General features: G+C 48.5%; 22 protein-coding genes. 15 read left to right on the plus strand and 7 right to left on the minus strand.

Going from position 1 to position 26,633, the window contains the following annotated elements:
• Window positions 1–3: 3 nt before the first annotated feature.
• Genes maiA through TSUB_RS18325 form a run of 3 tightly spaced genes read right to left on the minus strand, consistent with a single transcriptional unit; the run spans window position 4 to window position 2,817 of the window.
• Entirely contained in the window at window positions 4–621 is a 618-nt protein-coding gene (gene maiA, locus TSUB_RS18315; RefSeq protein WP_087025220.1) for a maleylacetoacetate isomerase, read from the minus strand.
• Window positions 622–632: 11 nt separating this feature from the next.
• Entirely contained in the window at window positions 633–1,649 is a 1,017-nt protein-coding gene (locus tag TSUB_RS18320; protein ID WP_087025176.1) for a fumarylacetoacetate hydrolase family protein, read from the minus strand.
• A 31-nt stretch (window positions 1,650–1,680) separates the two neighbouring features.
• Window positions 1,681–2,817 carry a homogentisate 1,2-dioxygenase gene (locus TSUB_RS18325; RefSeq protein ID WP_087025174.1) on the minus strand — a complete coding sequence of 379 codons (1,137 nt, stop codon included), beginning with the start codon at window positions 2,815–2,817 and terminating at the stop codon, window positions 1,681–1,683.
• 362 nt (window positions 2,818–3,179) lie between these two features.
• Here TSUB_RS18325 and phhA point away from each other — a divergent pair, with 362 nt between their 5' ends.
• The 6 genes from phhA (at window position 3,180) to TSUB_RS18355 (ending at window position 10,639) form a co-directional block, all read left to right on the plus strand.
• Window positions 3,180–3,971 carry a phenylalanine 4-monooxygenase gene (phhA, locus tag TSUB_RS18330; protein WP_087025172.1) on the plus strand — a complete coding sequence of 264 codons (792 nt, stop codon included), beginning with the start codon at window positions 3,180–3,182 and terminating at the stop codon, window positions 3,969–3,971.
• Window positions 3,964–4,299: a 4a-hydroxytetrahydrobiopterin dehydratase gene (locus TSUB_RS18335; protein WP_087025170.1), complete on the plus strand. Its 336-nt coding sequence runs from the start codon at window positions 3,964–3,966 to the stop codon at window positions 4,297–4,299. The genes phhA and TSUB_RS18335 overlap by 8 nt, the downstream gene beginning before the upstream one ends.
• 177 nt (window positions 4,300–4,476) lie before the next feature.
• Window positions 4,477–5,343 carry an ABC transporter six-transmembrane domain-containing protein gene (locus tag TSUB_RS18340; protein WP_202819778.1) on the plus strand — a complete coding sequence of 289 codons (867 nt, stop codon included), beginning with the start codon at window positions 4,477–4,479 and terminating at the stop codon, window positions 5,341–5,343.
• A 2-nt stretch (window positions 5,344–5,345) separates the two neighbouring features.
• Window positions 5,346–6,518, plus strand: coding sequence for an efflux RND transporter periplasmic adaptor subunit (locus tag TSUB_RS18345; protein WP_087025168.1), 1,173 nt, complete (start codon window positions 5,346–5,348; stop codon window positions 6,516–6,518).
• A complete protein-coding gene (locus TSUB_RS18350) occupies window positions 6,515–9,613 on the plus strand; it encodes an efflux RND transporter permease subunit (protein WP_087025166.1) in 3,099 nt (1,032 codons plus the stop codon). The genes TSUB_RS18345 and TSUB_RS18350 overlap by 4 nt, the downstream gene beginning before the upstream one ends.
• A 126-nt stretch (window positions 9,614–9,739) precedes the next feature.
• A complete protein-coding gene (locus TSUB_RS18355; protein WP_087025164.1) occupies window positions 9,740–10,639 on the plus strand; it encodes a helix-turn-helix transcriptional regulator in 900 nt (299 codons plus the stop codon).
• Between the two features lie 59 nt (window positions 10,640–10,698).
• On the opposite strand, the gene TSUB_RS18360 is transcribed toward TSUB_RS18355, so the two are convergent.
• The 4 genes from TSUB_RS18360 to TSUB_RS18375 form a co-directional block, all read right to left on the minus strand.
• Window positions 10,699–11,622 carry an Lcl C-terminal domain-containing protein gene (locus TSUB_RS18360; protein ID WP_159065021.1) on the minus strand — a complete coding sequence of 308 codons (924 nt, stop codon included), beginning with the start codon at window positions 11,620–11,622 and terminating at the stop codon, window positions 10,699–10,701.
• Window positions 11,623–11,632: 10 nt separating this feature from the next.
• Window positions 11,633–14,500 (minus strand): Lcl domain-containing protein, encoded by a 2,868-nt coding sequence (locus TSUB_RS18365; RefSeq protein WP_159065020.1) that lies wholly within the window; start codon window positions 14,498–14,500, stop codon window positions 11,633–11,635.
• 395 nt (window positions 14,501–14,895) lie between these two features.
• A complete protein-coding gene (locus TSUB_RS18370; protein ID WP_087025158.1) occupies window positions 14,896–15,804 on the minus strand; it encodes an Lcl domain-containing protein in 909 nt (302 codons plus the stop codon).
• Between the two features lie 10 nt (window positions 15,805–15,814).
• Window positions 15,815–18,802, minus strand: a complete 2,988-nt coding sequence (locus tag TSUB_RS18375; protein WP_087025156.1) for an Lcl domain-containing protein — start codon at window positions 18,800–18,802, stop codon at window positions 15,815–15,817.
• Between the two features lie 272 nt (window positions 18,803–19,074).
• Here TSUB_RS18375 and TSUB_RS18380 point away from each other — a divergent pair, with 272 nt between their 5' ends.
• The 9 genes from TSUB_RS18380 to TSUB_RS18420 are packed head-to-tail and all read left to right on the plus strand — an operon-like array spanning window position 19,075 to window position 26,633.
• Complete coding sequence (locus tag TSUB_RS18380; RefSeq protein ID WP_087025216.1) at window positions 19,075–19,251, plus strand: Flp family type IVb pilin; 177 nt, start codon at window positions 19,075–19,077, stop codon at window positions 19,249–19,251.
• A 4-nt stretch (window positions 19,252–19,255) separates the two neighbouring features.
• Window positions 19,256–19,669 carry a prepilin peptidase gene (locus TSUB_RS18385; protein ID WP_087025155.1) on the plus strand — a complete coding sequence of 138 codons (414 nt, stop codon included), beginning with the start codon at window positions 19,256–19,258 and terminating at the stop codon, window positions 19,667–19,669.
• Between the two features lie 18 nt (window positions 19,670–19,687).
• Entirely contained in the window at window positions 19,688–20,527 is an 840-nt protein-coding gene (gene cpaB, locus TSUB_RS18390) for a Flp pilus assembly protein CpaB (protein WP_087025153.1), read from the plus strand.
• Between the two features lie 3 nt (window positions 20,528–20,530).
• Window positions 20,531–21,907: a type II and III secretion system protein family protein gene (locus tag TSUB_RS18395; RefSeq protein ID WP_087025151.1), complete on the plus strand. Its 1,377-nt coding sequence runs from the start codon at window positions 20,531–20,533 to the stop codon at window positions 21,905–21,907.
• Between the two features lie 12 nt (window positions 21,908–21,919).
• Complete coding sequence (locus TSUB_RS18400) at window positions 21,920–22,474, plus strand: hypothetical protein (RefSeq protein WP_087025149.1); 555 nt, start codon at window positions 21,920–21,922, stop codon at window positions 22,472–22,474.
• Window positions 22,467–23,561 carry a CpaE/TadZ family protein gene (locus TSUB_RS18405; RefSeq protein ID WP_087025147.1) on the plus strand — a complete coding sequence of 365 codons (1,095 nt, stop codon included), beginning with the start codon at window positions 22,467–22,469 and terminating at the stop codon, window positions 23,559–23,561. Before TSUB_RS18400 ends, TSUB_RS18405 begins: the two co-directional genes overlap by 8 nt.
• A complete protein-coding gene (locus TSUB_RS18410) occupies window positions 23,561–24,850 on the plus strand; it encodes a TadA family conjugal transfer-associated ATPase (RefSeq protein ID WP_087025145.1) in 1,290 nt (429 codons plus the stop codon). Before TSUB_RS18405 ends, TSUB_RS18410 begins: the two co-directional genes overlap by 1 nt.
• Complete coding sequence (locus tag TSUB_RS18415) at window positions 24,847–25,746, plus strand: type II secretion system F family protein (RefSeq protein ID WP_246616510.1); 900 nt, start codon at window positions 24,847–24,849, stop codon at window positions 25,744–25,746. The genes TSUB_RS18410 and TSUB_RS18415 overlap by 4 nt, the downstream gene beginning before the upstream one ends.
• Window positions 25,746–26,633, plus strand: coding sequence for a type II secretion system F family protein (locus tag TSUB_RS18420; protein WP_246616511.1), 888 nt, complete (start codon window positions 25,746–25,748; stop codon window positions 26,631–26,633). Before TSUB_RS18415 ends, TSUB_RS18420 begins: the two co-directional genes overlap by 1 nt.

Below are 26,633 nucleotides of genomic sequence, written 5' to 3' on the forward strand. Positions count from 1 at the left end.
CACTTAAGGTTGATTCTCAGGGTGGGCCTCAATAAACGCCTCTTGTTCAATGCACAAGGCCTCGATGTCGAGCAGATTGGGGTAAGGGGATAGGTCAAACTCGAATCGGTGGGCGTTAAATAGCTGAGGTACCAAGCAGATATCGGCGAGTGTTGGTACATTTGCGCAACAGTAATGGGTTTTCCGGGCTTTTAATTGCGCTTCTAAGGCATCAAAACCACGTTTGAGCCAATGGAAATACCAAGTCATTTTTGTCTCTTCACCTGCGAGTTGGCTGACATGATTGAGTACGCGTAAGTTGTTAAGTGGATGAATATCGCAACAAATCAATTGTGCGATGGCACGACAGCGTGCTCTGTCATGAGCCGAAGGGGGAAGCAGCCGCGGATAAGGGAAGGCTTCTTCTAGATATTCGATAATGGCCAGAGACTGAGAAATAGCACCATGTTTGGTCATTAACACGGGTACAGAGGCGTTTGGGTTTAGCCGCGTGAACTGGCTATCAAACTGCGCATCTTCGAGCAGTGGCACAGGGTGTTGCTGATAATCCAGACCTTTTAAACCAAGCGCAATTCTCACTCGATAAGCCGCGGATGATCGTGGGTAATCGTAGAGCGTCAGCATGGCGTCTCCTAACGCTTTATTTGATGTGGCGGCGTTTGACTAACAGGCTCACAAGCGATGACGCGTTGATTGATCTCGCCAAATAATGGCGCACCATCAGGGGGTGTCATCGTAATGGAGAGGTGATCACCCGGTTGTAAAAATGGCGTGGTTATTTCACCGTGTGTGATTTTCTCTAGCATACGCTTTTCAGCGAGGCAGCATGATCCGACACTGCTGTCCCGGTTTGAGATGGTGCCTGAGCCAATGATGGTGCCTGCGCCCAGAGCTCGGGATTTGGCGATGTGGGCGATCAACTGCGGGAAAGAGAAGGTCATATCTTGTCCGGCATTAGGGTGCCCAAAGTGTTCACCGTTTAGGGTGACTTGCATCTCTAAATGCAACTTGCCTTCGGACCAATGTTCACCCAGCTCATCAGGGGTCACGGCGATAGGAGAGAAGCTTGAGGTAGGTTTAGATTGGAAAAAACCAAACCCTTTTGCTAACTCATCGGGAATCAAGTTTCGCAACGAGATATCATTCACTAGCATGACTAACTTGATGTGTTGCGCTGCATCGTCTGCTGTCACGGCGATAGGTACGTCATCGGTAATGATGGCGAGTTCAGCTTCGAAATCCCAGCCCCATTCAGGGTTACGCATTTCGATATCGCCATGTGGAGGGAGAAACCCATCCGACATACCCTGATAGACAAGCGGATTGACCCAGAAACTCGGCGGCATCTCTGCGCCTCTCGCTTTACGAACGAGTTCAATGTGATTGACATAGGCACTGCCATCAGCCCATTGGAAAGCACGAGGTAACGGGGAGTGACAATCGAGTGGGTTAAACTTAAAGGCAATTTCCGCTTTCCCGGCATTGAGTAACTCGTATTGATGCTGCAACTCTTGTTCAACCAAATGCCAATTGTCTAACGCAAACTGTAGCGTTGGCGCAATGTCGTGGACAAACATGGCAGACTGATGATCGCGAGAAACGAGGATCAGTTGCCCATCACGGCCATGGTTGAGCGAAGCGAGCTTCATAGGTTACCTCCATTTTACATTGTAAATTGCCCTACTCAGGCTTCGTGGCCCCGGATTGCCATGAGGCCCAGTAAGACGTATTTTCGACTTTGGTTGCGGCATCTGTGACATCGAAAGGAACGCGACTATCTATCATGACGGCCACTTCGTCCGTCGCCGCTTTTTCGCCTTGATGTTGATACGCTTTGGGGTGTGGTCCATGTGTAAAACCGCAGGGGTGAAATGTCACCATTCCCGCATCGATGTTGTCGCGGCTAAAAAAGTTGCCTTGGTGGTAGAAGATCACTTCGTCGTAATCATCGTTATTATGAAAGAAGGGAACTTTTAATGCGTCAGGGTCTTGCTCTATCGGGCGCGGAACGAAGGTGCAAATCACAAAATCACGACATACAAAGGTCGAGTGCGCGGAAGGGGGCAGATGATAGCGGTGGCTCATCAAGGGGCGAATGTCACGCCAGTTGAGTTTCAAAGCGGTTACCTCACCTTTCCATCCAACAGCATCCAGTGGATTGTAAGGGTAGGTGATCACATTGATCTGATCGCGTGCTTTCAGTTTGACTTGCCAGACTTGGTGATCATCTTGCTGAGCGATGAAGGTGCTGTTAATGGCTGCGGGTACAAGTACGCCCGGATCAAAAATAGCGTGTTGACCGACAAGACCACGATCTGGCAGCTGATAGCTGTCACGGGTCGCTTCTATCAGCATTAGCAACGTCGTGTTTTGAGGCTCGATACGCCAGTTGGTTCCTCTCGGTATCAGCAGGTAATCACCTTCTTGATAACTAAGATGGCCGTAATCACAGAAGAGGTCACCTCTCCCTTGATGGATAAAAAGCATCTCATCACCATCGCCATTGCGTGCTAAATAAGGCATCGCTTGATTGCATTGCCAAAAGCGTAGTTTTAGGGCAGCGTTTTGTAGCAATATCGGCGCATCCCACACGGAATCGGCAGTGAGATCGAGTTTGAACGTATCAAACGCTTTAGGGCGGTGGGGGCCCTGCCACTGAGTCCAACCTGTTGGCATGTGACGATGATACATATGACTGGCGGGGCCGAAAAATCCGTCTCGCCCACATTCCCGCTCGTAACTGTTTTCAGGCAGGTTGCAATGGGCTTGGGAAGAAGCCTGCCCTTGTTTTAACGGAAATTGAAACCAACGTCGCATAGTGAACGCCCCTAGAAATTCTCGTTGGACAAGCATCTTATTGTTGCTTGCGTGCAAGCTCCGCGTATCTAGCCCATCGGTGTTTGAGCTTTTATTGTCTAGATTGTTTATTGAAATATAGCTCAAAAATAACAATGTAAAATTTTTGTTACGAATTCGGCGAGTAAAGAGTGCGTGACGGGTTGGCAACTTATTCGTTGCTCGGCATAAGCTTATATCCTCAAGACGCAGGATTCAGAAGCAAACTAGCGGCTAGAGTTCAAGGCAAAGGTGTGAAGGAATGGTTTTCCCCTTTCGAACAGGTTTAATGTCGAAGTGGGGCGCTAGTCGCTCGAGTGTAGGATTGAAGAGGAGGGCGCAAGATGGCTAAGTACCATTCCAAACTCGTCGATAAACAGGGGTATGTTGATTGGGATGATGAGGAACACCAAGTTTGGACTACCTTGGTTTCTCGTCAAATACCGCTGGTCGAACAACGTGCCTGTCAGCCCTACATCGAAGGATTGAAATCGCTGGCACTCCCGATGGATTCTGTGCCACAACTGCCAGCCATTAATGCCGTATTGCAGCAAACGACGGGTTGGCGTTGCGCCCCTGTCCCTGCATTGATCAACTTCGATCGTTTCTTTGCTTTGCTGGCGGACAAACAGTTTCCAGTGGCAACATTTTTACGCCATCGCGATGAAATGGATTACTTGCAAGAGCCCGACTATTTCCACGAGATTTTCGGGCATTGTGCCATGCTAACCCATCCAGACTTTGCCGCGTTTACCGCCGCTTATGGCAAACTCGGCCTGAATGCCAGCCATGAGGAGCGTGTCTTTTTAGCCCGTTTGTACTGGTTTACGGTGGAGTTTGGGTTGCTGAAAGAGGGGGATAAACTGAAAATTTACGGCGGGGGGATTCTCTCTTCCCCGGCAGAAAGTGTTTATGCACTGGAAAGCGATCAAGCTGAACGTCAACTGTTTTCCGTGTTAGATGTATTGAGAACACCTTATCGCATTGATATTTTGCAACCCATCTACTTTTACCTACAGGATATTGCCGACCTCTATCGACTTAGCCAAGCGGATTTACGTCGTAAAGTTCAAGAGGCAAAACAGTTGGGCCTCTTTGCCCCTAAATTCGAACCAAAGGAGTCTGTCCATGCTTGATACGTTGCGCTGTGAAGCGTGTTCATCGGATGCTGTTGCACTCACACACGAAGCGCAGACGGCGTTACTGGCATCGTTAGCCGATTGGGAAATTGTTGTTGAAGCGGATATCCCCCGATTGCGAAAGTTGTATACCTTTAAGAATTTTAAGCTAGCTTGGGCATTTGCAAATCGGATTGCTGCCTTGGCGGAAGAGGAGTTTCACCACCCGACGATTGTGCTCGAGTGGGGAAAAGTCCATGTGGAATGGTGGAGCCACTCTTTGAAAGGGCTCCACAAAAACGATTTTATCTGTGCGGCGAAATCTGACCAATTATTGGATGAATAACGTGAGCCGTTGCTGTTTTAAATACTCAAGCGTCTTGAAGTGACTTGAGTCTATGAGCCAACAAAAACGAGTTAGTAAAAAAAGAGTTAACAAAAAATAGCAATATCGGACAAGTTTCTCACCGCCCACACCGCGACAATGTTTAGGTAATCAACAGACTTAAACAAGGAGAACGGTGTGGATTATTCTCAACCAGTCACCATTTCTGGACTGATGCGGCAGTATCCGCGCGCGATATTGACGACATGGAGCCTTGTCATTGTTGAAAATGGGCTAATGGTGCTCATTCCTCTTTTCCTCGGTTTTGCCATTGACGGTTTGCTCGTCAACCAATATGACGCTTTATTCGTGCTGATTGCTGTTTTTGCAGTGCTCATTACTGTCGCGGTGATTCGTAAGTTCATCGATACGCGTGCTTATGGCCAGATTCGCACGGCGATTTGCTTACACGTCGACAAGCGACAAAACGCACTCCCTGTCTCAGTTCGTACAGCTCGTCTCTCCATGGCCAGAGAGCTGGTGGACTTCTTAGAGGAAGACCTACCGCCACTCTTTACTGCTGTGATTCAAATTGTCGCTTCGGTGGCGATCTTAGCCTCATTTTGTGGCGATCTTGCCATCAGCGCTGTCGCGACTGGGGTGCTGGCGATGCTGTTCTATAGCTTGTTTCATCGTCGGTTTGTGCAGTGCAATAGTGAACTCAACGATAAGGTTGAGCAGCAGGTTGAAGTCCTTAATTCAGGCCATCGTCCGACGCTGAAGCAGTATTTGCGAGCACTGTGCCGACGTGAAATTGCCTTGTCAGACACCGAAGCACTGCTCTATGGCGGGGTATTTACGGTTCAGTTAGGTTTCATTCTGTTCAATCTTTGGATGGCCACTGACATCGACGGTATTACTTCCGGCGCAATTTTCTCCATCCTTAGCTACTCCTGGGAATATGTTGAAGCCATGATTGTCTTGCCTATCGTGCTTCAGCAACTATCGCGCTTAGGGGAAATAACTGAGCGAATCAATACCTTGCCTCAAGTCAGGGAGCTTTAGAAATGAAAAAGTTACTCTCCATAGCCACTTCGTTGATCCTGCCTGCATTTGTTGCCGGTGGTCTTTATTTTCAATCCTCTGGCGTGCAAACCGAACCAATGAATGACGCGCCTCCCGCCATGATGCCAGTGACGGCAATCCGAGCTACGCCACAGAGTGTGACTTTGTCTCACACCGTGATAGGGATTACCCAGCCGCGTTGGAAAACGGCGTTGATCGCGCAAGTCGAGGGCGATGTGGCTGAGTATGATGCGCGCATTCAGCCGGGGACATTGGTCAAAGCAGGGCAGGTACTGTTGCAATTAGAAACGGTCCATTTGGAGGCCGAACTAGCCCAGATAAAAGGTGAAGTCGCTACTGCCAAATTAAACCTTGAACGAGAACGCCACGAACAAACGGTTGCGCAGACAATGCTAAAGGGCAAGTCTGCTTCGCAATATGCCCGAAGAATTCCACAAGTTGAGACGGCGAAAGCAGAACTCGCGGCGGCTCGCCAGCGATTTGAAAGTGCTAAAGCGCGATTGGCGGATGCCACCATTGTGGCGCCGTTCGATGCCGTTGTGTTGGAAAACAGCGTCTCTCCGGGAGAATATGTACAAAGTGGCAATGTCCTGTTTGAACTCGCAGCAAGTGAGTTCATGGACGTGATGGTGCCACTATCCGCGCAGACATGGCGACGCTTAGGGCAGGGGGTGCCGCAACAACAATTGAATGTTGAAGATCGTCTGGGGCGTCGCTGGCCTGCTTCCGTGCGTTATCTTTCGCCAAAGTTTGATCCTCAAACTCGCCAGCGTCAGTTGGTGCTAACAGTGGCGTCGCCGTTTGAAGGTCAAAAGCGTCTACTTGCCGATCAACAGGTCAGTGTCACGGTCACGCTGCCAGCGCAAGAGGATGTGGTGTCCTTGCCCGTCAGCGCACTGACGGAAGATGGCTATGTCTGGACTATTGGTGAAGGAGACACCTTGAGCCGCCAAGCGGTTGAAGTGCTCCAAGAAAGTCGCAAACAGGTTTGGGTTCGATTCGAAGAGGATGCGGCGTTAGCCCGCGACGTTGTTGAGTTCCCTCTTAATTCAATGTTGATAGGGCAAAAAGTGCGCGTGCAGCTAGAAGAGGCGCAGCATGAACGTCAGCTTGCTGACAGTCGCGACGCTAACGTGAAAGGAGAGCAAGGATGAGGTGGTTATCCCGATGGTTTTTAGATAATCCTGTTGCTGCCAATCTATTGATGATCGCGATTTTGGTCTGCGGTGTGTTGTCCATGCGACAGATGCGCGTGGAGAGTTTTCCACAAGTCCCTCCGACGAGTCTCAGCGTCACGGTGACCTATCCCGGGGGCACGGCGAAGCAAGTGGATGAAGGGATCACTCAGCGTATAGAGCAAGCGATTGCGGATCTTTCTGGGATTAAAACAATGACCAGCGAATCGATGGCGGGATATGCCTCGGTAACGATTCGCAAACGAGCGGATGCCGATCTGGAGCGGCTCCTTGAGGATGTGCGTAATCGCGTTTCTGCGATTGTTGGCTTTCCTACCGCGGCGGAAACGCCCAAGGTGACGCGGATGGAGTTTACGAATCTCGCTGCCTTCGTTGTGATTTCCGGTGCGCGGAGTGATGCTGATTTACAACCCGTTGCTTACCAAGTTGAGCAAGCGCTATTGCAGCATCCATTGATTAGCAAGGTCAGCAACTGGGGAGCGCGTAGCGCATTGTTGGTGATTGAGCCGGATCCTATTGCGTTGAAGCGGTATGGTATGTCGATTGGTCGTCTCTCTGAGAGCATTACCCAAGCCTCGTTTGAAACGCGTAGCGGTGAGTTGAAAAGTGATCGCGGCCGCCTTGTTGTGAAGGGGGATGGTTATGCGCAAAGTGTTCGAGAACTTGAAGACTTGGTCGTGTTGAGCCAGCCGAGTGGTGTGGTTCGTTTGAGCGATGTCGCGACATTGCGCCGTGATTTTGAAGAAACAGGCGCGATTGTGCGCAATAACGGCAATACGGCTATCGCCTTACAAATATCCACCAGTCAGCAAGATAACTTGCTCAGAGTGAGCGAAGCGATTCAAGAGGTACTAGAAGAACAACGCTATCTGTTACCAGATGATATCGCGCTTGATACCTTAGCGGATATGGCGCCGTATATTTCAGAACAACTTAACCGCCTTGGTACCAATGCGTGGCAAGGACTATTGATTGTGCTGGCATTGCTCGGGTTATTTTTGAACTTAAGGTTGGCTTTTTGGGTAGCGGTCGGCATTCCCGTTTCCGTCGCAGGTGCTCTGGCGATGATGGGTTGGTTTGACTATAGCATTAACGACATTACGCTATTTGGCTTGATCTTGGTGCTGGGTATCTTAGTGGATGATGCAGTGGTCGTTGGCGAAAGTATCCACGATGCGCGAAGTCGTCACAGCGATCCTAAAGAAGCGGCATGGCACGGGGTAGAAGCGGTGACAGTCGCAACGGTGTTTGGTGTATTAACGACGATTGCAGCTTTCTCGCCAATGCTTTGGATAAACAATGAAATCGCGAAAATATTGGCTGGTTTTTCTGCGGTCGTTATTTTTGCCCTTATTTTTTCTTTGATTGAAAGTAAGTTCATTTTGCCCGCTCACCTCAATCAAGCGCCAAGATCACCCGCAACGAAAGGTGTGGGGAAGTTTATTGCCACATTGCAGTCTAAAGCTGATGGGGGATTGCGTTGGTTCATTGAGCGCGTGTATCGCCCGATGTTGAGTTGGGTATTGAAGCGCAAGTTTGCGGCGACGATCAATTTCCTCGCTCTCGTCGTACTCGGTTATGGTCTTTGGATGGGGGGGACCATCCGAAGTGCCATGTTCCCTGATATTCCCGGACGCTATGTGCAAGCGGAGATCACCCTAGAGCAAGGGGCACCTTTACCGTTGCAAAGCCGAAGTTTAATGCAGCTTGAATCCGCGGCACTCCAATTGAGTAAAGCGCTACAGCGTGACTATCAGCTAGAGAAAGAAGCGATCAGCAACTTGCTGATGTACTCTGATGGGTATGGCCAGATTGAAGCCACCATTGAGATGAGTGCAGAAGCGCTCTCTCGATTACCTTCCAATACCATACTTAATCGTTGGCAAGCACTGGCAGGAGAATTTGAAGGCGCTTACGCGGTCAGTTTTTCCGGTGGTGGCGCGAACATGGGCGGAACCAGTTTAACGGTCAGTGCCAAGGACAGAGAGTTAGCGCGGTTAGCCGTCGCTGACTTGCGCGGTCAGTTACAACAGATAGCGGGCGTTGAGGACATCTACGATGATGGCCAAGGCGGTCAGCCGCAGCTTATTGTCACCTTGAATGACTATGGTCGACAGCTAGGCATCACCCAAGCAGATATTGCTCAGATAGCAGGAAATGGGTTTGGTGAAATGGAAATTCATCGCTTACTCCATCATGGGCGAGAAACCAAAGTGATATTGAAATATCGCGACGATGAGCGGATCAACACGTCTCAGCTGTCGGATACCCCCGTATTCTTGCAAGATGGTCGAAGTGTTATGCTTGGTGATGTTGCGACTTTCTCCTTTGATGAAGAACCTGAAATACTCCATCGTCGCAATCGCAGTAATGTCGTGAACGTCTATTGGCGGCAGGACCGAACTGTGCAGTCACCCGAGGAGAGCTTTGCACAACTCGAACCTTCACTCGCGGAGATTGAAACGCGATACCCAGGTGTGAAAATCGGCCCCGCAGGGGAGTTCGAAGAGATTGCTGAAGTGCAATCTGGCTTTAAAACCGCCATGGTGATGACGCTGCTAGCCATCTATGCATTGTTGGCGATTCCGCTGAAGTCCTACTGGCAACCATTGATCATTATGGCAGTGATCCCATTTGGTTTTGCGGGCGCAATCTTTGGTCACGGCTTGCTTGGCATGCCGGTGAGCATTCTGTCTTTGTTTGGCATGATGGCGATGACGGGGATCGTGATCAATGATTCACTGGTTTTGATTACTCGTTTTAACGCGCTGTACCGTTCAGGGATGCCAAAACAAGAGGCGCTGATCACGGCGGGAGTTAGTCGTGTGCGGGCGATTTTCCTCACAACCGTCACGACTGTTTGCGGCTTGTTGCCACTGCTCACCGAGTCAGCAGAGCAAGCGCAGTATCTGAAACCCGCAGCGGTCTCTTTGGTCTTTGGCGAAATTTTCGCGACAGGTGTGACCTTGCTGCTTATCCCGCTGTTATTGGCCATTTTTACCCGCAAAGAGCATGTGCCAGTTGAGCAGCAAGAACAACTGATATTGCAGTAAGTTTCAAAAATAGGGCATAGGGCTTGAGTATAGAAGCACGAAGTGAAATGTAAGTGATTGTCATAAACGCTGCAATCTTCATCTAACGGAGTAGCGTAACTGGATTGAATCGATTAATTTGGGGAGATGAAACCGACAATATTGATTCCTGAAGTTGCGCTACTCAATACGCTCCCTGACCATCATCGTCGACGGTTTGAGAAGGCGTTATCCCTGATGTTTACAGCGATTGAAACGGGTGAATCGCTCGATTGGAGTGTGATCTGTGAGGCTTGTGCTGTCTCGTCTTATCATTTTTTGCGTCAGTTCCAAGCGTTGTTTTCAGAGACGCCGGGACAGTACTTTTCGCGGATGAAGTTGCAATACGCGGCAAGTTTACTGTTTGAGCAACGTGATCGCTCGATAACAGACGTCGCATTGGCGGTCGGCTTCTCCTCGTCGCAAGCGTTGGCGAAAGCGCTAAAACGTGATTTGGGAATGACAGCGAAAGAGATACGTCGTATCGCGCTTGCGGGCGATATGCAGGATGTGTCTGCCTTTTGGCGCAAACTGGCACATCCGAGTAATACGCCCGTGAGTTTAGAACAGCAATTGGCCTTGTCATTAGAGTGCCAGATTGTTTCTCATCCCACACGACGTTTGCGAGGACGCTATTTGACGGGCGTACAGTGGGACGACTATTTTTATTCTCACCCCAAAGGTGGCATTGGGTTAACCATGCTGACTCCCTTTTCCGAGTTGGATAAACCCGTTAAGGAAGCACAGCTTTGGGTAGGGGAGTGGTGCAAAGTCCGTCAAGGTGAGACAGATGTCGCCGCGGGTGATTATTTTAGTTGTGAAGTATGGGTGTCCTCGGATGGCGGGTACTTGGCAGCGTGGGACAGTTTATACAAGCAACTGTTGCAGCAAGGGCTAGAAGTCACTGAGACAGGGTTTTGTATCGAGAGTTTATTGAATATCGATGAGAGTGAAGCTGCTGCCTTATTTCGTTTTGAAATTCCCGTGCAACGCCAAGAAGAATGCTAAAAAAACAGGCCGCATCGCGGCCTGTTTGAGTTTTAGGTTTCTATCATCAATGACCTAAGTTAGCCCTCAGCAGGAATAGGACGTACTAAGCGTTGTAGGTAAGGAATGTGGCCCATTGAGGTATAAATCCATGGTAAAGAGACACCTTCTACGCCTTCGCTTGTTAACGTCATGTAAGGACGTGCTTTGATGTGCATCGACAACATGTCTGTAGAAACGTAACGTTGGTGGTACATGAAGGGTAGTTTATTCTGGGTTTTAATTGGAGAGAGTATGCCCAATTTGCTGTCTCCCCATTGAAACTTATTGGAATAAGTGTTTGCTGCTGTAAGCATCTCACCGTAGGCTGGACTTGCTTCTTTCAAGTCCTTTTCTATTTCATTACGACGATCATAGAGATCCCAATCCCAAACAGCATTCAATTTTGCATCGATTTCGTTGCGCTTGGCGATCAGTGCTTGAATCTTAGTATCATTTGCTAGGTCCTCTTCCCATTGTGCTTTCGCATCGTAAAATGGTTTTCCAACGATTGCTTTGAAATCAGATTCTAGTTTATCCATTGCGGCCATGTACTCGTCGATCTTCGCTGTGCTAATACCCAGACCAAAGTACTTGGTATTGGTGCCGTGCGCACAGCTGAGATCTGAAATTGACATTAGTTGTCGAAGATCAGGTGTTTTCCAACCTTGATCTTTCCCGTCTAAAGTCGCATTAAACGCCTCAGCGGCTTTGCCGTAAAAACTGTCTTTGCTTTCTCGGGTATAGACAACTTTAGGGTCGCCAAGACACTCCTTCGTTGTCATCCCGTTTGGACAGTGTTGCCACTGTAAACCAGAGGCATAATCGTTGACGACAACGATGTCCCCTTCACTACTTTTGAGGGTTTTGAGTTCAAAACGACCCGCTTCATCTAGACAAGCAGCATGGACTTGTAGAGATAAAACAGATGCGGTTAGGGCTGCAATTGTTTTAAGTTTCATCATCTTTACCTTCTTACTGCTTGTTGACTCGAATACCATCACTCACAAGGAGTACTTGTTTTGGATCTGTTCTTAGATAAGCACTACCGCGCGTATCCGTATTGAAATCGAGTGAGAAAGCCGCTTTTTTATAACGTTCGCTATCCCATGCCATCCAAAGTTGTTGGTTCTGATCCATGTTAGGGAAGAAGTTACGGTCGAAATGGTTTGTGTGCATCACAGTGATGTTCATCATTTCCATCGCGGTTGGTAAACGCCAGTTGCTGATACCACAATGGTTGGCAGTATTAGCGCGTTCTACAAGCCGGTCGGTATTACACTCTTTTGCCATATTTGACTTGATCGTTTCGCCTTGCTCATTCACACAAAAACCATTGAAGTTGGCATCGGCTACAATGGTGTCCTTACCGAACGAGTATCGATTGTCGATACCATACCAATGACGTTCGCGGTCACCATCCTTCACGACGGCATGCGGTACAGCCCAAGTACGGCCCTGTTTCACTTCGGTAACGCAATCAAAAGGCATGACTTGGTAGTGGAGATCTTGGCGATCAATTGGTAGACCGTTGCCACCCACTTTGAGAAGTGACATTGCACCATAGCCGTTGGCATGTGAGTTCACGGCCACGCCCGTGAGAGGGTCACAATCGCTATTACCATGGTCGGCTTTATTGAGGATACCTAAGTCACCTTTACGAACTGAGAAAGGCGCACTGGCTGTACCATCATGCTCGATAATGAAATGATAGGTTTGATACTCCTTTAAACCGTTTAAGGTATGCAGCGTTTGGCTTGTTGATGCTTGATTTTCTGCTTTAGTAACGTCGGTAAATGGCTTGGTATCCCAATAAATAGTGTATTTGGCACTCTTGGTGTCACTCCAACCAAGTGTCATCCAACCCTTCCCTTGGCCGCGAAGTGCAATTCCCACCAACTGATCTTTCTCAAGCACCGTGTTACAGGTGTAGTCGAGACCATTTTGTGGCACATCAGGTAACCAGCTTATGCGGTCTTTAATATCCTGAAGTAAGGCGGTACTGCGGTTAACATCGCTGTCGAAATGGCTAATCTTCAGGATACTCTCAGTACTGCGCTTGAGTAGGTCAGGAAGATTTAAGCCCGATTGCAGCATACCGACAGAGACGTCTTCAAGTTGCGATAGGAAGTTGTACAGCACTGTCATTTCTGGCATCTGATATTTTCTATCATTGCCACCCATGTGGTTTTGACCAATCATGCGGTTCTCTTCGTCATAAACAATTCCCAGCAAGGTCGCTGCTGTGCGGAAGAAATCATCAGCATTGTCAGGAACGATACCCGCATCGTCATCATAGCCAGTAATTTGCATTGCAATAACAGCCATCATGAATTCAAGTTGCTCTTTAGGGTGACGGGAAAAGAGCTCTTGGATGGCATCAACTTGCACCGGTTTAGTGGTTTGTGCGCCGCCATGATGCGCAAGTGAGCTACGTTCGGCTAGAATGGCATGTGCAGAATTTTCAATTGACACGCGCAGTGCTGGCAGTTCGATGTCTGTAATGACACCATCTTGGTTGCGGTCGATACTGCGGCTTGCCAGCTCACAGAATGAACCAAGTAGTGAGCGCATTTCGACGCCAGTTGTTGGGTCATAGACAATCGCAGTTAGCAGGTCTTGCATATTGTCCATTTTGGCATTAGAGAACCAACGAGGATCACTATTGGTATTGATACCACCGCTATTGGTATAGGGGGCAAGATGTGCGGGTTGGCAAGACTCGAAGGTGTTTGCAGGATCTGTTAACTCAATCGTAAGGCGGAAGCTTTCCCCATCTGGGTAGACGACTTCACCCGTTTTGCCTTTGTTGGTAACAGGCAGGTTTACTGGTCGCTTAGGTTTGTGTGCATTGTTAAAGTAATCATCTTGTGGTGTACCCACTAGGTACGGATTGTTTTCAAAGGCGCCAATCTGAATGCTGATTTCAGGTGATTTTAACCCTTTGATTAATTTGCCTTCGAATGTCAGTGTTCGGGTTGGGAAAGTGGCATCAATAACACTGCGTAACGAGTCAGTGTAAGGCATGTTCTTGAGGCGATCAGATTTTGCTTTGATACTTTCATTGTGGCCATCAACAAGGTAAACACTGTACTTATCATCATCTGCGAGCAACGCGGTTAGCGCATCAACACCTTCACCATATTGACTGATTTTGGCCGCAATACCTTTCACTTCGGCGAGTAAGTCACTGCTATCAACGGTCGTGGTGTCAATGACTGACTTACCTTGCTCATCGCTGTCTGTGAAATAGTGAACCAAGCCCGCAATGGCGTAGAAGTTATCTCGACCTACACGTTTTACGGTATCGGTATAGCTTTCACCATGAATTTTCAGGGCTGAAAGTGTCGTCGTGGTTGCCGCAAGATCGAGCGCTAAGTTCTCAGTGTTAGCGACAATGCCGTCGTTGTTAGTGTCAGAGGAGAAAAGCGTCTCTCGATTACCTAAGTCGGTTTTGAAGAGAAGTCGGCCGTCAATCTCGTTGGCTGCACCATCTTTAGAATCATCGGCGCGGGTTGCGGCGTCAGTCTCTGCTTTCGCTGTAATATAGGCCTCAACGGAAAGTGCAACGCCAGCGGGGACATCCGTCTCTTTAATATCAAACTGGTAACGTGGATGCGCCTCTGATTCAGACTTGGTAGGCACAAATTGACCAAGAATCTCATCCCCAGCTTTTAATACAACGACAGTATCCTGCGTGTATCCCGAAACAAATCCGGTAATGGTTTTAGTGACAGAAGGGGTTGGTTTATCAGGGGTTGGCGTCGTTGTATCACCACCGCCACCACCACCGCAAGCACTAAGTGCGAAGGCAACAGAGAGGCCGAGAAGTGATTTCTTCATTGAGGTCATCATCAATCCTTATTGATGTGAATAGCGAGGGTCGGCGCTAATTCACAAAGATTTCAAAGTATGAATGTTTGTCACGATTGCACCTTTATCGGTTTTCTATACGGTATAGGTGGATATTGCGACATATTGATCTGCCATGGGTGGGTTTGTTGGATGTTTGTCCTTCCGTGGCGCACAGGATATTAATGATATTGTCACTCAATGCAAGTGATAATAATTATCAATATGATAATTATTATTGTTGTGTTGAGTGGTGTGAGCAACTTTGCATCTGTTGCTATACAAGCAAGGTTTTCTGGCGTCTACCGTACTAGTTTGAGAGTTTGGCGGGGCGTTGATTGTTAGCAGAAGCCTTACCTAAGGGTAAGGCTTCTGGCATTGCATTATTACATGTTACGGACTAATCGAGCCGGATAGTTTATCCAGTCACCTGTATTCGATAGCCAATAGAGATCGGTAAAGGCGTTATTGTTCCAGTCCATCATAAAGTCTGGTCTATTTTTAAAACCAACGTAGTAGCCTGTTGTTGTTAAGTACTGCTGGGATAGATCGGTTCCCTTGTTATTGCGAGTTTTAATCAAAGAAACATAGCCCTCTTTTTCAATGCCCCACTGGTAAGCGCGATAGTGTTTGCTATTTGCTTGGTGCATGGCCGTCCATTCAGGTACGGTATCAGAGAAGTGTTTCTTTATTTCATTAAGGCGTGCGTATTTGTCAGGATCCCAGTTTTTATAGTCTGATAACAAGTGTTCCAGCGCAGCACGCTCTTGTTCCAGTTTATTTAGCTCATCGTCGGCCGTATAGGTATCAATCCAAGCCTGAAGCGCTTCTTCACGTGCTTTTACGAGAGGATCATAGCTTTTTATGATGGCATCGAACTCGGCGTACATAGCATCGATAGCTGCGCTGGAAACAGTCAGTTTAAAGTACTGAGTATCAGTACTGTACAAACAGTTGTAGTTAGCAATCGAGGCTAGCTCACTGATTTCCGGCACTCGCCAGCCCGTATCTTCAGCGGCAAGTTTAGCGTTAAATGCTTCGGTGACTTTTGAGTAGTAGTTATCGTTTGTTTCTCGCGTAGACACGGTTTTTAGTTCACCAACGCATTGGTCGGTCAACTGGCCATGAGGGCAGTGTTGCCATTGAAGCCCTGTGAAATAGTCGTTAACCACCACCATATCGCCGTCGGCTGTGGCAATGGTGTTTAGCTCAAAGCGTCCCGGTTCTGACTGGCAGGTCGCATTGACGTTCGCAGCCAAAAGCAGCGTTGATAGCATAGCTAATTGTAATTTCATGATTCTTTCCTTACTGCTGCTTGAGGTTTAGACCGTCACTGACGAGTACGACGTTTTTCGGTGTCGTTCGCGGTGTGAGTTTGCCCCACTGTTGGCTGTTGATAAACTGCTGTACATACCCAAACTCATTTTTATATGGATTGGTCCATTCAAACCAGAACTCTCGGTTCGTTTCCATGTCAGGGAAGAAATTATCGTCGAGTGTTTCACCATTGGTGAGCATGATATTACGAAGTTCCATCATGTTTGGCAGGCGCCAGTTGTTGATGCCACAGTAGTTTGCGGCGTTGACGCGCTCGACAAGACGCTCAGTGTTACATTGGTTGGCAAGGTCGGTTTTCAAACGGTTACCACTGTCATCGACGCAGAAGCCGTTAAAGTCATTATCCTCGACGGTAATGTCATTGCCTTTAATGTAGCGGTTTTCTGCACCGTAGAAGTGCGGCACGATATCCCCGTCTTCTTGGACGGCATTTGGAATTGCCCAAGTACGACCTTGCTGCGTTTCGGTGACACAGGCAAACGGCGCAGCTTGATAGTGGAGGTCTTGACGTTCGAGTGGCGCGCCTTGCTCATCAATTTTCAGTAGATTGAGGCTGCGGTAGCCATTCACATCGGAGTTATGCGCATAACCAAGCGCTTGGTTACATGAATCATCAAAATCTACGACACGCGCATTTTTTAAACCAGCATCGCCATGACGGAAACTGAATGGTGCACTTGGTGTACCCGTATGCGAGATCATAAAGTGATATTCAGTGTACTTTTCAAGTTGATCGATAGTGACAACGGTTTTTTGTGTCGTGGTTGAATACGCGGCGTCTTCAGGTTTCGTGAAGGGTTTCGTATCCCAATGCAAGGTATATTCACTGCTATTCTTGTTTGGGGACCAGCCAACTGTCATCCAGCCTTCGCCTTGACCTCGAAGGCCAATACCGCGGAGTTGATCTGTTTTCATCACTTGCTGACAAGTAGAGTCCAACCCTTCAACGGGGGCGGATGGCAACCAAGCGCCGTTGTTGTAGATTTTCTGAATAATCGCATCGCCAATATCTTTGTCTGACTCAAACTGACTCAGTTGGCTAATTTCACGTGTGGTCTCTGCGAGAAGTTGTGTCATTGTCATGTCGTTGTCACGAAGGCCAAAAGAGACATCTTCTATACGCTGTAACATATTGAGCAACACCGTAATCGCGGGTACCTCGTTACCGCGAGGGTTACCATACATGCGGTTATCGGCACTATAGTCGAGGTCGAGTAACGTGGCCGCGGTTTTAAAGAAGTCGTCGGCACTGTCAGGCACGATACCAGTACGGCTGTCGGCGCCTGCGATTTGCATCGCAATGATGGTCATCATGAACTCGACTTGATCGAGTGGGTGTTTGTTGTAAAGCTGAGCAATGGCCGCTTGGCTTGTCGGGGTGGCATACTGTTTACCACCATGATGGACAAGACCTGAACGCTCTGCAAGGATGGCATGGGCGGCTTGTTCTAAGGTCATTTTCAGTGCGGGCATTTCGTCCGAATCAACAACACCATCTTTATTACTATCTAAGGTCGCAATCTCACAAAATGCGCCGAGGAACGATCGCATCTCGGTACCCGTGTTCGGATCGTAGACGATAGCCGTCAGCAAGTCTTGCATGTTGTCCCATTGTTTAAATGAGTCATAGTCACCTCGGACTTCCATACCCGTTGGACTGCAAGATTCAAAGGTATCGGCGGTATCGCGCAGGGTGATAGTCGCGGTGAAATCATTGCCTTGCGGATAGAAGGTTTCCGCCGTTTTATTCTGACTCCTCACAGCGAGATCAACTGGACGTTTAGGGCGGTCGACTTTGTCGTAGTAATCCACTTTTTTTGGGTCGTTTTTAAAATTACCGATTTGAATGGTGATTTGTGGCCTTTGCGCCCCGTTGGCAATGGATTCTAGAATCTCACCTTGAAGGGTAAGGCTTCGCTGAGAGTAGGTACTATCGATTAGTTCACGAAGTACGTCCGTGTAAGGCACGTTTGCGAGTAATTCGGTCTGTTTAGTTAACTGCGCGTTAATCGCGGTAATGAGTGCTTCATCAGTGAAGCGCTCGGCAACGAAAGCGAGGACCGCTTCGTTTGCGGTCATTGGCGTTGGCGTGTCTGGCTCACTAGGCGTTACTGTGCTTTTTGTTGCGCCATCATTGCTGTTCGAAGTGTCGGCAGCAGGTGGTACATTTGATTTATTCCCTGAGTCGGCAATGAGCTGATCAATTTGCAGTGACAACGCTCTGATGGAAGCATGACTAATGTGATTCGCGTGCTCTTTGTGCAGGTCGACGAGGGCATTGCCATCCTCGTTACTTGCTGTCCATGCGTGCACCCAAGCGCTGAGGGCAAGGAACTTTTCGCGGCCAATACGTGACACTGTCTCGTTTAAATTATTGTCTGTTTCGATACTTAGCGCAGTAAGCACTGAAGATGTGCCGCTTAGGTAGAGGCTTTTGAACTCTTTACCTTCCACAATCCCATCTTGGTTTAAATCAAAAGCGAATAACTCAGCACGTGTACCGATTTCCGTCTTAAAAAGTGAGATGTATTCAGGCGTTGTGGCACTGTTTGAGGTGTCAGATGGCGTCCCTAAAGTGCTGTTTTTCGTTTCTGGGATGTTTTCCGGATCTGTTGGCTTTGGTACATAGTTTGTAACAACTTCGAGCGTTAACGATACGTCCTCATCGACCAATTCTGAGTCGACATCAAATTGATATCGCGGTTGACTTTCTCCTGGGTTAGTTTGCGCAGTACTACTTAAAAGTACTTTACCTTCTGCCAGTAAACGGACAGTTGTATCTTGCGCGTAACCACTTAAAAAACCAGTCACTGTCTTCGTTACGACGGGTGTAGGTGGTACTGGTTCAGGGGTTGGTGAACCTCCCTCTCCATTACTTCCACCGCCACCACCACCGCACGCTGAAAGCGCTACGGCGATAGAAAGTCCTAACAAGGATCTCTTCAAAATTGTCATTCTATTTCCCTATTTCATTGTTGTAACAGATTGTTAACGGAGCCGTTTTTGGCTCATAATTCGAGCGAAATGATGCTCGGAAAAACAAAATTATTTGCGTATTTTGTATTTAATAATGTATTTTGAGTCAAAAACCCCAACCCCGATATATGTATCTGCATATAGATCGGAGTACGGAATTTAATGCTATTTATTTGTTGCGAATATTAATGGACTTGTTATCATTTGCAAGTGAAAATTATTATCACTTCTATTACGAAAATGAGGACCCCATGTTCAAGAAGTTCATCCAGGATGAGAATGGCGCTACAGCAATCGAATACGGCATTTTGGCAGCAGGACTTGCTGCTGGTGTGTTAACCATCTTTGGTTCTGACGGTGTATTTATCTCCGCACTTAAAGAGAAGTTCATCGCGATTGTCGATAGCCTAAATCCGGCGGGTGAATAACCCTATGTTGGAAGCAACGCTGCTGTTCCTGCTAGCGTTGTGTGCAATGACTGACCTGATTTCCCGCAAGATCCCAAACGCTGCTGTTGGGACTTTGTTCGTTTTGGCGTTGTATTACCGATGCCAATTGGCAGAGCCACAATGGCTGCTTGTGACAACCGTGTTTTTTGCGCTGTTTTTTCTCGGGTATGCGTGTTGGCAATCAGGATGGGTAGGGGGTGGTGATGTCAAGTTACTTGCGACAGCAGGACTACTTGTCGGCAGCAATTGGCAGCATTATCTGCTTTACACTGCATTAGCTTCTGGTGTGGTGGCGATTGCTGTTTTATGGATGGCGCGTTTCCGTTGTACCGCAGTCAAACCCACTCTGCCTTTGGGCGTTGCTATCGCAGCGTCTGCCAGTTTTTTCATAATTTAATACGGAAATTCAATTCTCATGAATCGATTGTTAATGGTGGTGTTTGCTGCCGTATCGATAGCACTTGTGTTGTTCGCATTTGTTCGCGTAGACACACAACCGAAGCAACCCGAAGTGGTTGAAAATGTGGTGGCTGAAGTGAAAGCACAGCAAGCCTATGTGCTGGCGGCGAGCCGCGACTTAACCACAGGTAGTTTTCTAGAAGCAAGCAGTGTGACATGGCAACCCGCTGGCGAGCTCGATGAAGCACAACTGGGTGAAGTGTTTTTAAAAGGGGTGTTTGAACCCGCAGATTTAATGGGTAGCTTGGTCTATCGCAGTCTGAAAAAAGGCGATGTTTTGACGGCGGATAAGCTTATTCGCCCAGAAGATAATGGTTTTTTGTCAGCACTGCTTACCCCGGGCATGCGAGCTATTTCACTTGAAATGGATCCTTCAGGTGCGGGTTTCGGTCAACTGCGACCAGGCAATTATGTTGATGTCTTACTGACAAGCCAATCCGAAATTGAAGAAGATACCAACGGCCAGCCTGTCTTTAACAACATGGCGGTTGAGACTGTGCTGCAAAACATTCGTTTGCTTGCGATAGATGCCCGATACTCAGCTCACCAGAAATCTAGCCTAGAACGCTCTCCTTATGACCCCGTTCCCGTTACGTTCGAAGTGAATTTGCCTGATGCAGAGAAGCTGTTACTTGCGAGTAAGCTCGGTGAGATCTCATTGGTGCTTCGCAGCATTGGTGATGACAGCTTGTTAGAGCAAGACGCATTGAAATGGGCGAAAGACATTTCAGGTGCACACGACATGGAACAACAACCTACGCACGCGGTTACTGTCGTGCATGGATCAAAGGAATAAGTCATGCGACATTTTATCGCACTCTTTTTGATCTGCTTTGCGACATTTGCAAACGCAAGCAGAAGTATTGAATTGGAAGAAGGCAACACGCGTCTACTTCGTTTTAGCCAAGATGTTCGCAGTGTGTTCGTCGCATCACAAGAAACGGCCAATGCGCATACGCCTTCAACACGCACCGTCTTGATATACGGTAACAAAGTGGGTCAAACCGACATCGTTGTGATTGGTACTGAAGGTAACGCTATCGGTCACTATCGTGTGAGTGTTCAACGTAAAGGGCTGAAATCGCTTGAAGAGCGTTTATCAAATATCTATCCGGATGTAGACGTGACTTTGTCTCCGGTCGGAGAGGCGATTGCGGTCGCGGGTAAAGCGCCGAATGTTCAGGTCGCGCAAGAAATCTTGTCTATGGTGAATGGCTTTGCGATGCAACGTATCACCGATAAGGAGCGCTATCAGCAGCTTTCTAATCAAAAGAGCAAGATGGAAGAACGTGATGTAGAGGGGCCGGGTGGACAAGCCTACTTCCCGCTTGTCGTCAATCGCCTCGAAATCGCGGCAGCAACACAGGTGAATATTTCGATTCGCATGGTGGAAATGTCTCGTAGCACCAGTGAAGAGTTAGGTATTCGCTGGCAAGCCGTTCATCCTGATTGGATGCTGGGTGTATCGCCAGGGAGTGAGTTTGCTAAACCTTTCGATATCTTAAACCCTGACAGTGCGATCTCAGATTCGTCCATTATGGGCATTGTTGATGCGCTAGCCTCAAAAAGCTTAGTTAATGTACTGGCAGAACCAAATCTAACCGCGAAATCCGGCGAAAAAGCAGAGTTCTTGGTGGGCGGAGAGTTTCCTTTCCCTAACATTGATGGCGATTCGGTAGGTATCGAGTTTAAGAAATTTGGTGTAGCGCTATCGGTGACGCCAACCGTGCTTGCAGAAGATCGTATTTCTCTGACCGTCACGCCGGTGGTCAGTGCCCTTAGTCGTCAAAACTCTATCATGCTAAACGGTGTGGAAGTGCCTGGTATTGATAAACGCAGTGCGACAACAACCATTGAATTGGGTGATGGCCAGAGCTTCGCGTTAGCAGGCCTCCTTCGAACCTCCGAAGAGAACAAAGTTGATGCGATTCCGGTGCTTGGCGAACTGCCCGTTGTTGGTGCGTTCTTCCGCAAAACAACCACAAGTATGGTCGAGCGCGAGCTTGTGATCATTGCCACCGCAACGCTCGTTAAACCCGTTGATTCAATCGAAGAAATTGCAAGCCCACTGAGTGATTTTCGTTCTCCAACTCGCTTGGAGCGACTGCTGTTTGGCAAGCTTGAAGGTGAAGACGAATCGCCACGTCTGCTAGGTCAATATGGCCATCGCTACTAAGGGAAGAAGAGAATGAAGAAAACACTGTATGCATTCATGTTGGCCAGCATCCTGACAGGATGTGCGACGACACAAGATAAGTACCAAGAGCAAGTGACGAGTAACATCACCAAAGCGGAGATTGCAGAAGCGATTGATGCGGTCACTTCCCCCCTTTTTGCTCAGTTAGAGGAAGGCACATTAGAAATTACTTTTGTGGGTCCCGAGCTTGAGCTCGACAAACTGGCGATGTGGGAACGTGAACTTGCCGATCTCTATCTGATGAACGTGGATATTCGCTGGAGTTTAGAAGCGCGTCCAGATTTCGATATGATCACCCAAGTTCACCTTCATGCAGATACGTGCAAGTTTGATGGTGTGTTTACTTCTGAAGCACAGTGCAGACGAGCACAAAATCGATATGTATCCATGGTTAATAAAGCACATTTCAACAATGGTCTCGCGCTTAAATTACGCAGTAGTGAGCTAGAAGTCGGTGCAGTGCAACGACTGCTTCAAGGGCGTACACGCATCGCCGAAGATCCTACCGCTATTGTAGAAAATAATGGAGGCGGTTCTGGTGACTAAGCAACAATCAATCGCGCTGTTTTCACAACAACCACAAGCGCAACTGACCGCGCAGGTCGTGACACAAGATCTTTCGCACTACAGCTTAACAGAGCACAATGGGGGCTTTGCAGACGCGGTTAAGTGGCTGCAACGCAACCCAGCTGCCGATGTGATGATGATTGAAGTTGTAGGCAAAGACCTTGATGCATTAGACAAACTTGCCGCTCTCATTCCGCCACATAGCAAAGTGATTTTGATTGGCCATGCAATCTCAGTTGAGGCATACCGACGTTTGATTCAGCTAGGAGTAGGGGATTACTTGTCATTCCCCGTCGATCCTGTGGCGTTGCGTCGCACACTTGATCACCTTGAAGGACGAGTGACTGAAAGTAGCTTCCACCAAGGCGCGTTAACCCTAGTGACGGGGACAAGTGGCGGAGTCGGTGTGTCGAGTGTCGCGGCGAACCTTGCCTATGGTATCGCTGACCACCACTCTGTCGCACTGGTTGATTTGAACCTAGCCCATAGTCAGCACCCGATTTTATTGGGAGTGGATTACAAGCCGACTTTGGCGCAACTTGCGGTAGAAAGTGAACGTATTGATGCGGTGCTCATTCAACAGTTCGGCCATAAAGTGAATGACAAGCTGCAGGCATTCTATGGTGAAGGACAAGAGGAAACCTCGCTAGGCGCACTGCTGGTCACGATTCAACAACTGCGTCGTCAGTTTTCGCATGTGATTGTCGATCTACCGCCGCATCTTCATATGGCGATGCGTGAGCTGATTGAAACGGCAGATACGGTATTGATGGTACATGACTTCTCACTTCAGGCTGGTCGCCGTTTGCAGAAGTTCATGACCTTAGAAGCCCAAGGGTCTCAGCAGCGTTGGACCGTGGGGAATGTTAGCCGTGCGAGTGGTCACAAACGTTGGACGTCAGCACAGCTTCATAGCGGCGTTGAGCTGCGTGAAGTGAGCACTCTCCCGTTTGACGGTAAAGCCTTTGCGAAAAGTGAACTACAAGCTAAGCCTGTCATCGCCCTTTCTGGTGGTTTGACGAAAGAGATGAAGCGTCTAACGACGCTAATTTCTGGAGGCCGTTAATGTTTGGTAATCAGGTTAAAGCACAAGCTTTACATCGTGGTAAGCCATTGGCAATGTCTGATGCCGCACAAGAGGCATTTGAAAAGCTCATTGACCCATCTGCAGCCATTAAGTTAGAGCGCGCGGCATTGGTCATGCGTATTGAGACCGCTGTGAATCAGCTTTCTGCTGATCAATTGTTGGCTTACAATCGCGCCGAGCTGGAAGTGCTGGTACAGCAGCTTACCGACGACATGACAGGGGTTGGGCCTATCCAGCCCCTTGTTGATGATTCTAGTATCAGTGACATATTGGTGAACGGGCCTGATCAGGTTTACATCGAGCGTCATGGTCAGTTGTCAAAAGTGGATGTGTCTTTTCGTGATGAGCAGCATCTCCTCAACATTGCGCAACGCATTGTGAATGCTGTAGGTCGTCGTCTCGATGAATCAACACCTCTCGTCGATGCGCGCTTAGCGGATGGTAGCCGTGTCAATATCATTGCACCGCCACTTTCTCTCAACGGTGTCTGTATCTCTATTCGTAAATTCCCGGAACGCAAGTTCGACTTAATGGGAATGGCGAAGATTGGCAGCTTGACCGAAGAGATGGCTCAGCTATTGACGATGACAGCGCAGGCTCGCTTAAACGTCCTTGTTTCGGGTGGTACAGGTGCGGGTAAAACTACACTGCTGAATGCCATGAGTGCGCCTATCAGTGAGGCGGAACGCATTATCACCATTGAAGATGCGGCAGAGTTGTCACTCTCTCAGCCGCATTGGATTCAGTTAGAAACCCGAACGGCGAGTTCAGAAGGCACGGGCGCCGTGACCATTCGTGATTTGGTTAAGAATGCCCTGCGTATGCGTCCAGACCGAATCATTTTGGGTGAGGTCCGTGGTGCTGAGGCGTTTGATATGCTGCAAGCGATGAATACAGGCCACGATGGCTCGCTGTGTACCTTGCACGCCAACTCTCCGCATGATGCGCTATTGCGATTGGAAAACATGTTGATGATGGGGGCTGAGAAAATCCCTTCTCATGTCCTTCGTCAACAGATCAGTGCCGCGATTGACATTGTGGTTCAGCTTGAACGCTCGCATGACGGTAAGCGTCGTGTGACTGCGATTTCGGCTGTCGGTGAATGCGTTGATGGTGAAATTGCGCTATCGCCTTTGTTTGAGTATCACTTGTCGACAAGTAGTGAAGGCGAGTACCACAAAGGTGCGCTGCCATCGGTACTGGTTGAAAGGGCGCGGCACTTTGACTTACATGAATCAATGCAAGCGTTGTTTGAGGGGGCCAAGTGAATCACTTGATCATCGCAATCGCGTTATTGTGGCTGGCAATGGGTGCCAGCCTCTATTTTGCCTCTGTTCGAAACCAACAGGCTAAAAAGCAGCTAGCGAGATATCTCGATGTGGATACCGCGGTTGCTGTGCAGCGCAATCGCGCCTCTTGGTTAGCGTTTTACTTTCGCTTAGAGACCTTGTTTGGTGAAGCGACAATGCGCCGCTATCGATTGCTTGCGGTACTGATGGTTGCGGGCGCTGTCTATTTCTTGATTGCGCAGGGCATGGAGCCATTACTGTCATTGGGTCTGGTTGCGCTTGTGTCTGCAGTGTCGGTCTATTTTGCCGTCAAGCATTTGGAACAAGCCGCCGTGAAAGCGTTTAATCAACAAATGCCGGATATCATTGATTCTATGGTGCGTGCAGTGAAAGTGGGTGCGCCGTTGCACGATATCTTCATGGTATTAAGCGAGCAATATCCAGGCGTGGCGTCACGTCTGTTTCGCGCTATGCACGACAGACTGAAGCTCGGCCATAGCGTTGATCATGTGATGAGCTACGCCTATCAGCAGTTGCCGAGTCCTGAATTTCAGTTTTTGACCATATTGCTGAGCTTGCAGCATGAAACAGGCGGTAAGTTGTCACACATGCTGAATCAGCTCGCGAGTACGCTACGAGAGCGCAGCATGATGGAGAGTCGCATTCGCACCATTACTTCTGAGTCTCGGACCTCTGCTCGTGTGCTCTCTTGCTTACCGTTTGTACTGATGGGGGTATTGTATACCTCTGCCCGCGAGCATTTTGATTACCTATTCACCGATGACAAGGGGCAGTGGATCCTCTTCTATGTGGTGATCAGTGTGTTTGTAGGCTTACTGCTTATTCGCCAACTAACCCGTATGAGAGTGTCGTAATGGAAGGATTAACTCACCTACAAGTCGCGGTATTGGCCATCGTTCCGATGTTGCTTTGTGTTGCCCTTCTTCTTCAAGGGCAAGCTGTGAAGCGGCAGCAGCAGGCACAACTGACGCGTTACATGGGGGTCGCACAAACTGAGCGGCGTTCTCAACTGCTGTTTATGCAAAAGCTCGCCACAGAAAAAGAGCGCAAGCGATTGAAGCAACTACTTGCGAATGCGGGCTTTTTGCATGACAACGCGGTGCTGTGGTTAATGAGTTTGAAGTATGGCATCGGTTTGCTCGTTGTGTTGATGCTTGGTGTCAACGAACTCTTTGAGAACGGCACATTAGTCAGCTCATTTGCGGTGACAAAGTACCTTTGTGGCTTTGTGATAGGTGCCAACATTCCGGAGTGGTGGTTGAAGCTGAATGCCGACCGCGCTAGAAAACTGCTGCGCCAAGCCACGCCAGATGCCATTGATCTATTGGTACTGTGTGTTGAGAGTGGCTTATCGCTTAATAAGGCATTTAACCGCGTCGCGCAGCACCTTATGCGTCAAGGCTCGCCATTAGCCGAGCAGTTTCGCATGACGGCGGCAGAGTTAGAAATGCTCAATGATCGTAAACAAGCGTTGGCCAATTTGAGTTGGCGAACTGGGGTAGCGGAGTTGAACACCTTATCGAGTACACTGCAGATGGCCGAACGATACGGTTCGCCGCTTGCCGATACCTTGCGTCAAATCAGTGAAGATGCGCGTCGCCAACGTGCGCTTTCGCTTGAAGAAGAAGCGGGTAAGTTACCGGGAAAAATTACGCTTATCCAGATGACGTTGATTATGTTCCCAATGCTGGTGATGGTAATCGCACCAGTGATGTCTCAGTTACTGGATAGTTTGGCGTAA

Source organism: Thaumasiovibrio subtropicus, assembly GCF_019703835.1.
Taxonomy (GTDB): domain Bacteria; phylum Pseudomonadota; class Gammaproteobacteria; order Enterobacterales; family Vibrionaceae; genus Thaumasiovibrio; species Thaumasiovibrio subtropicus.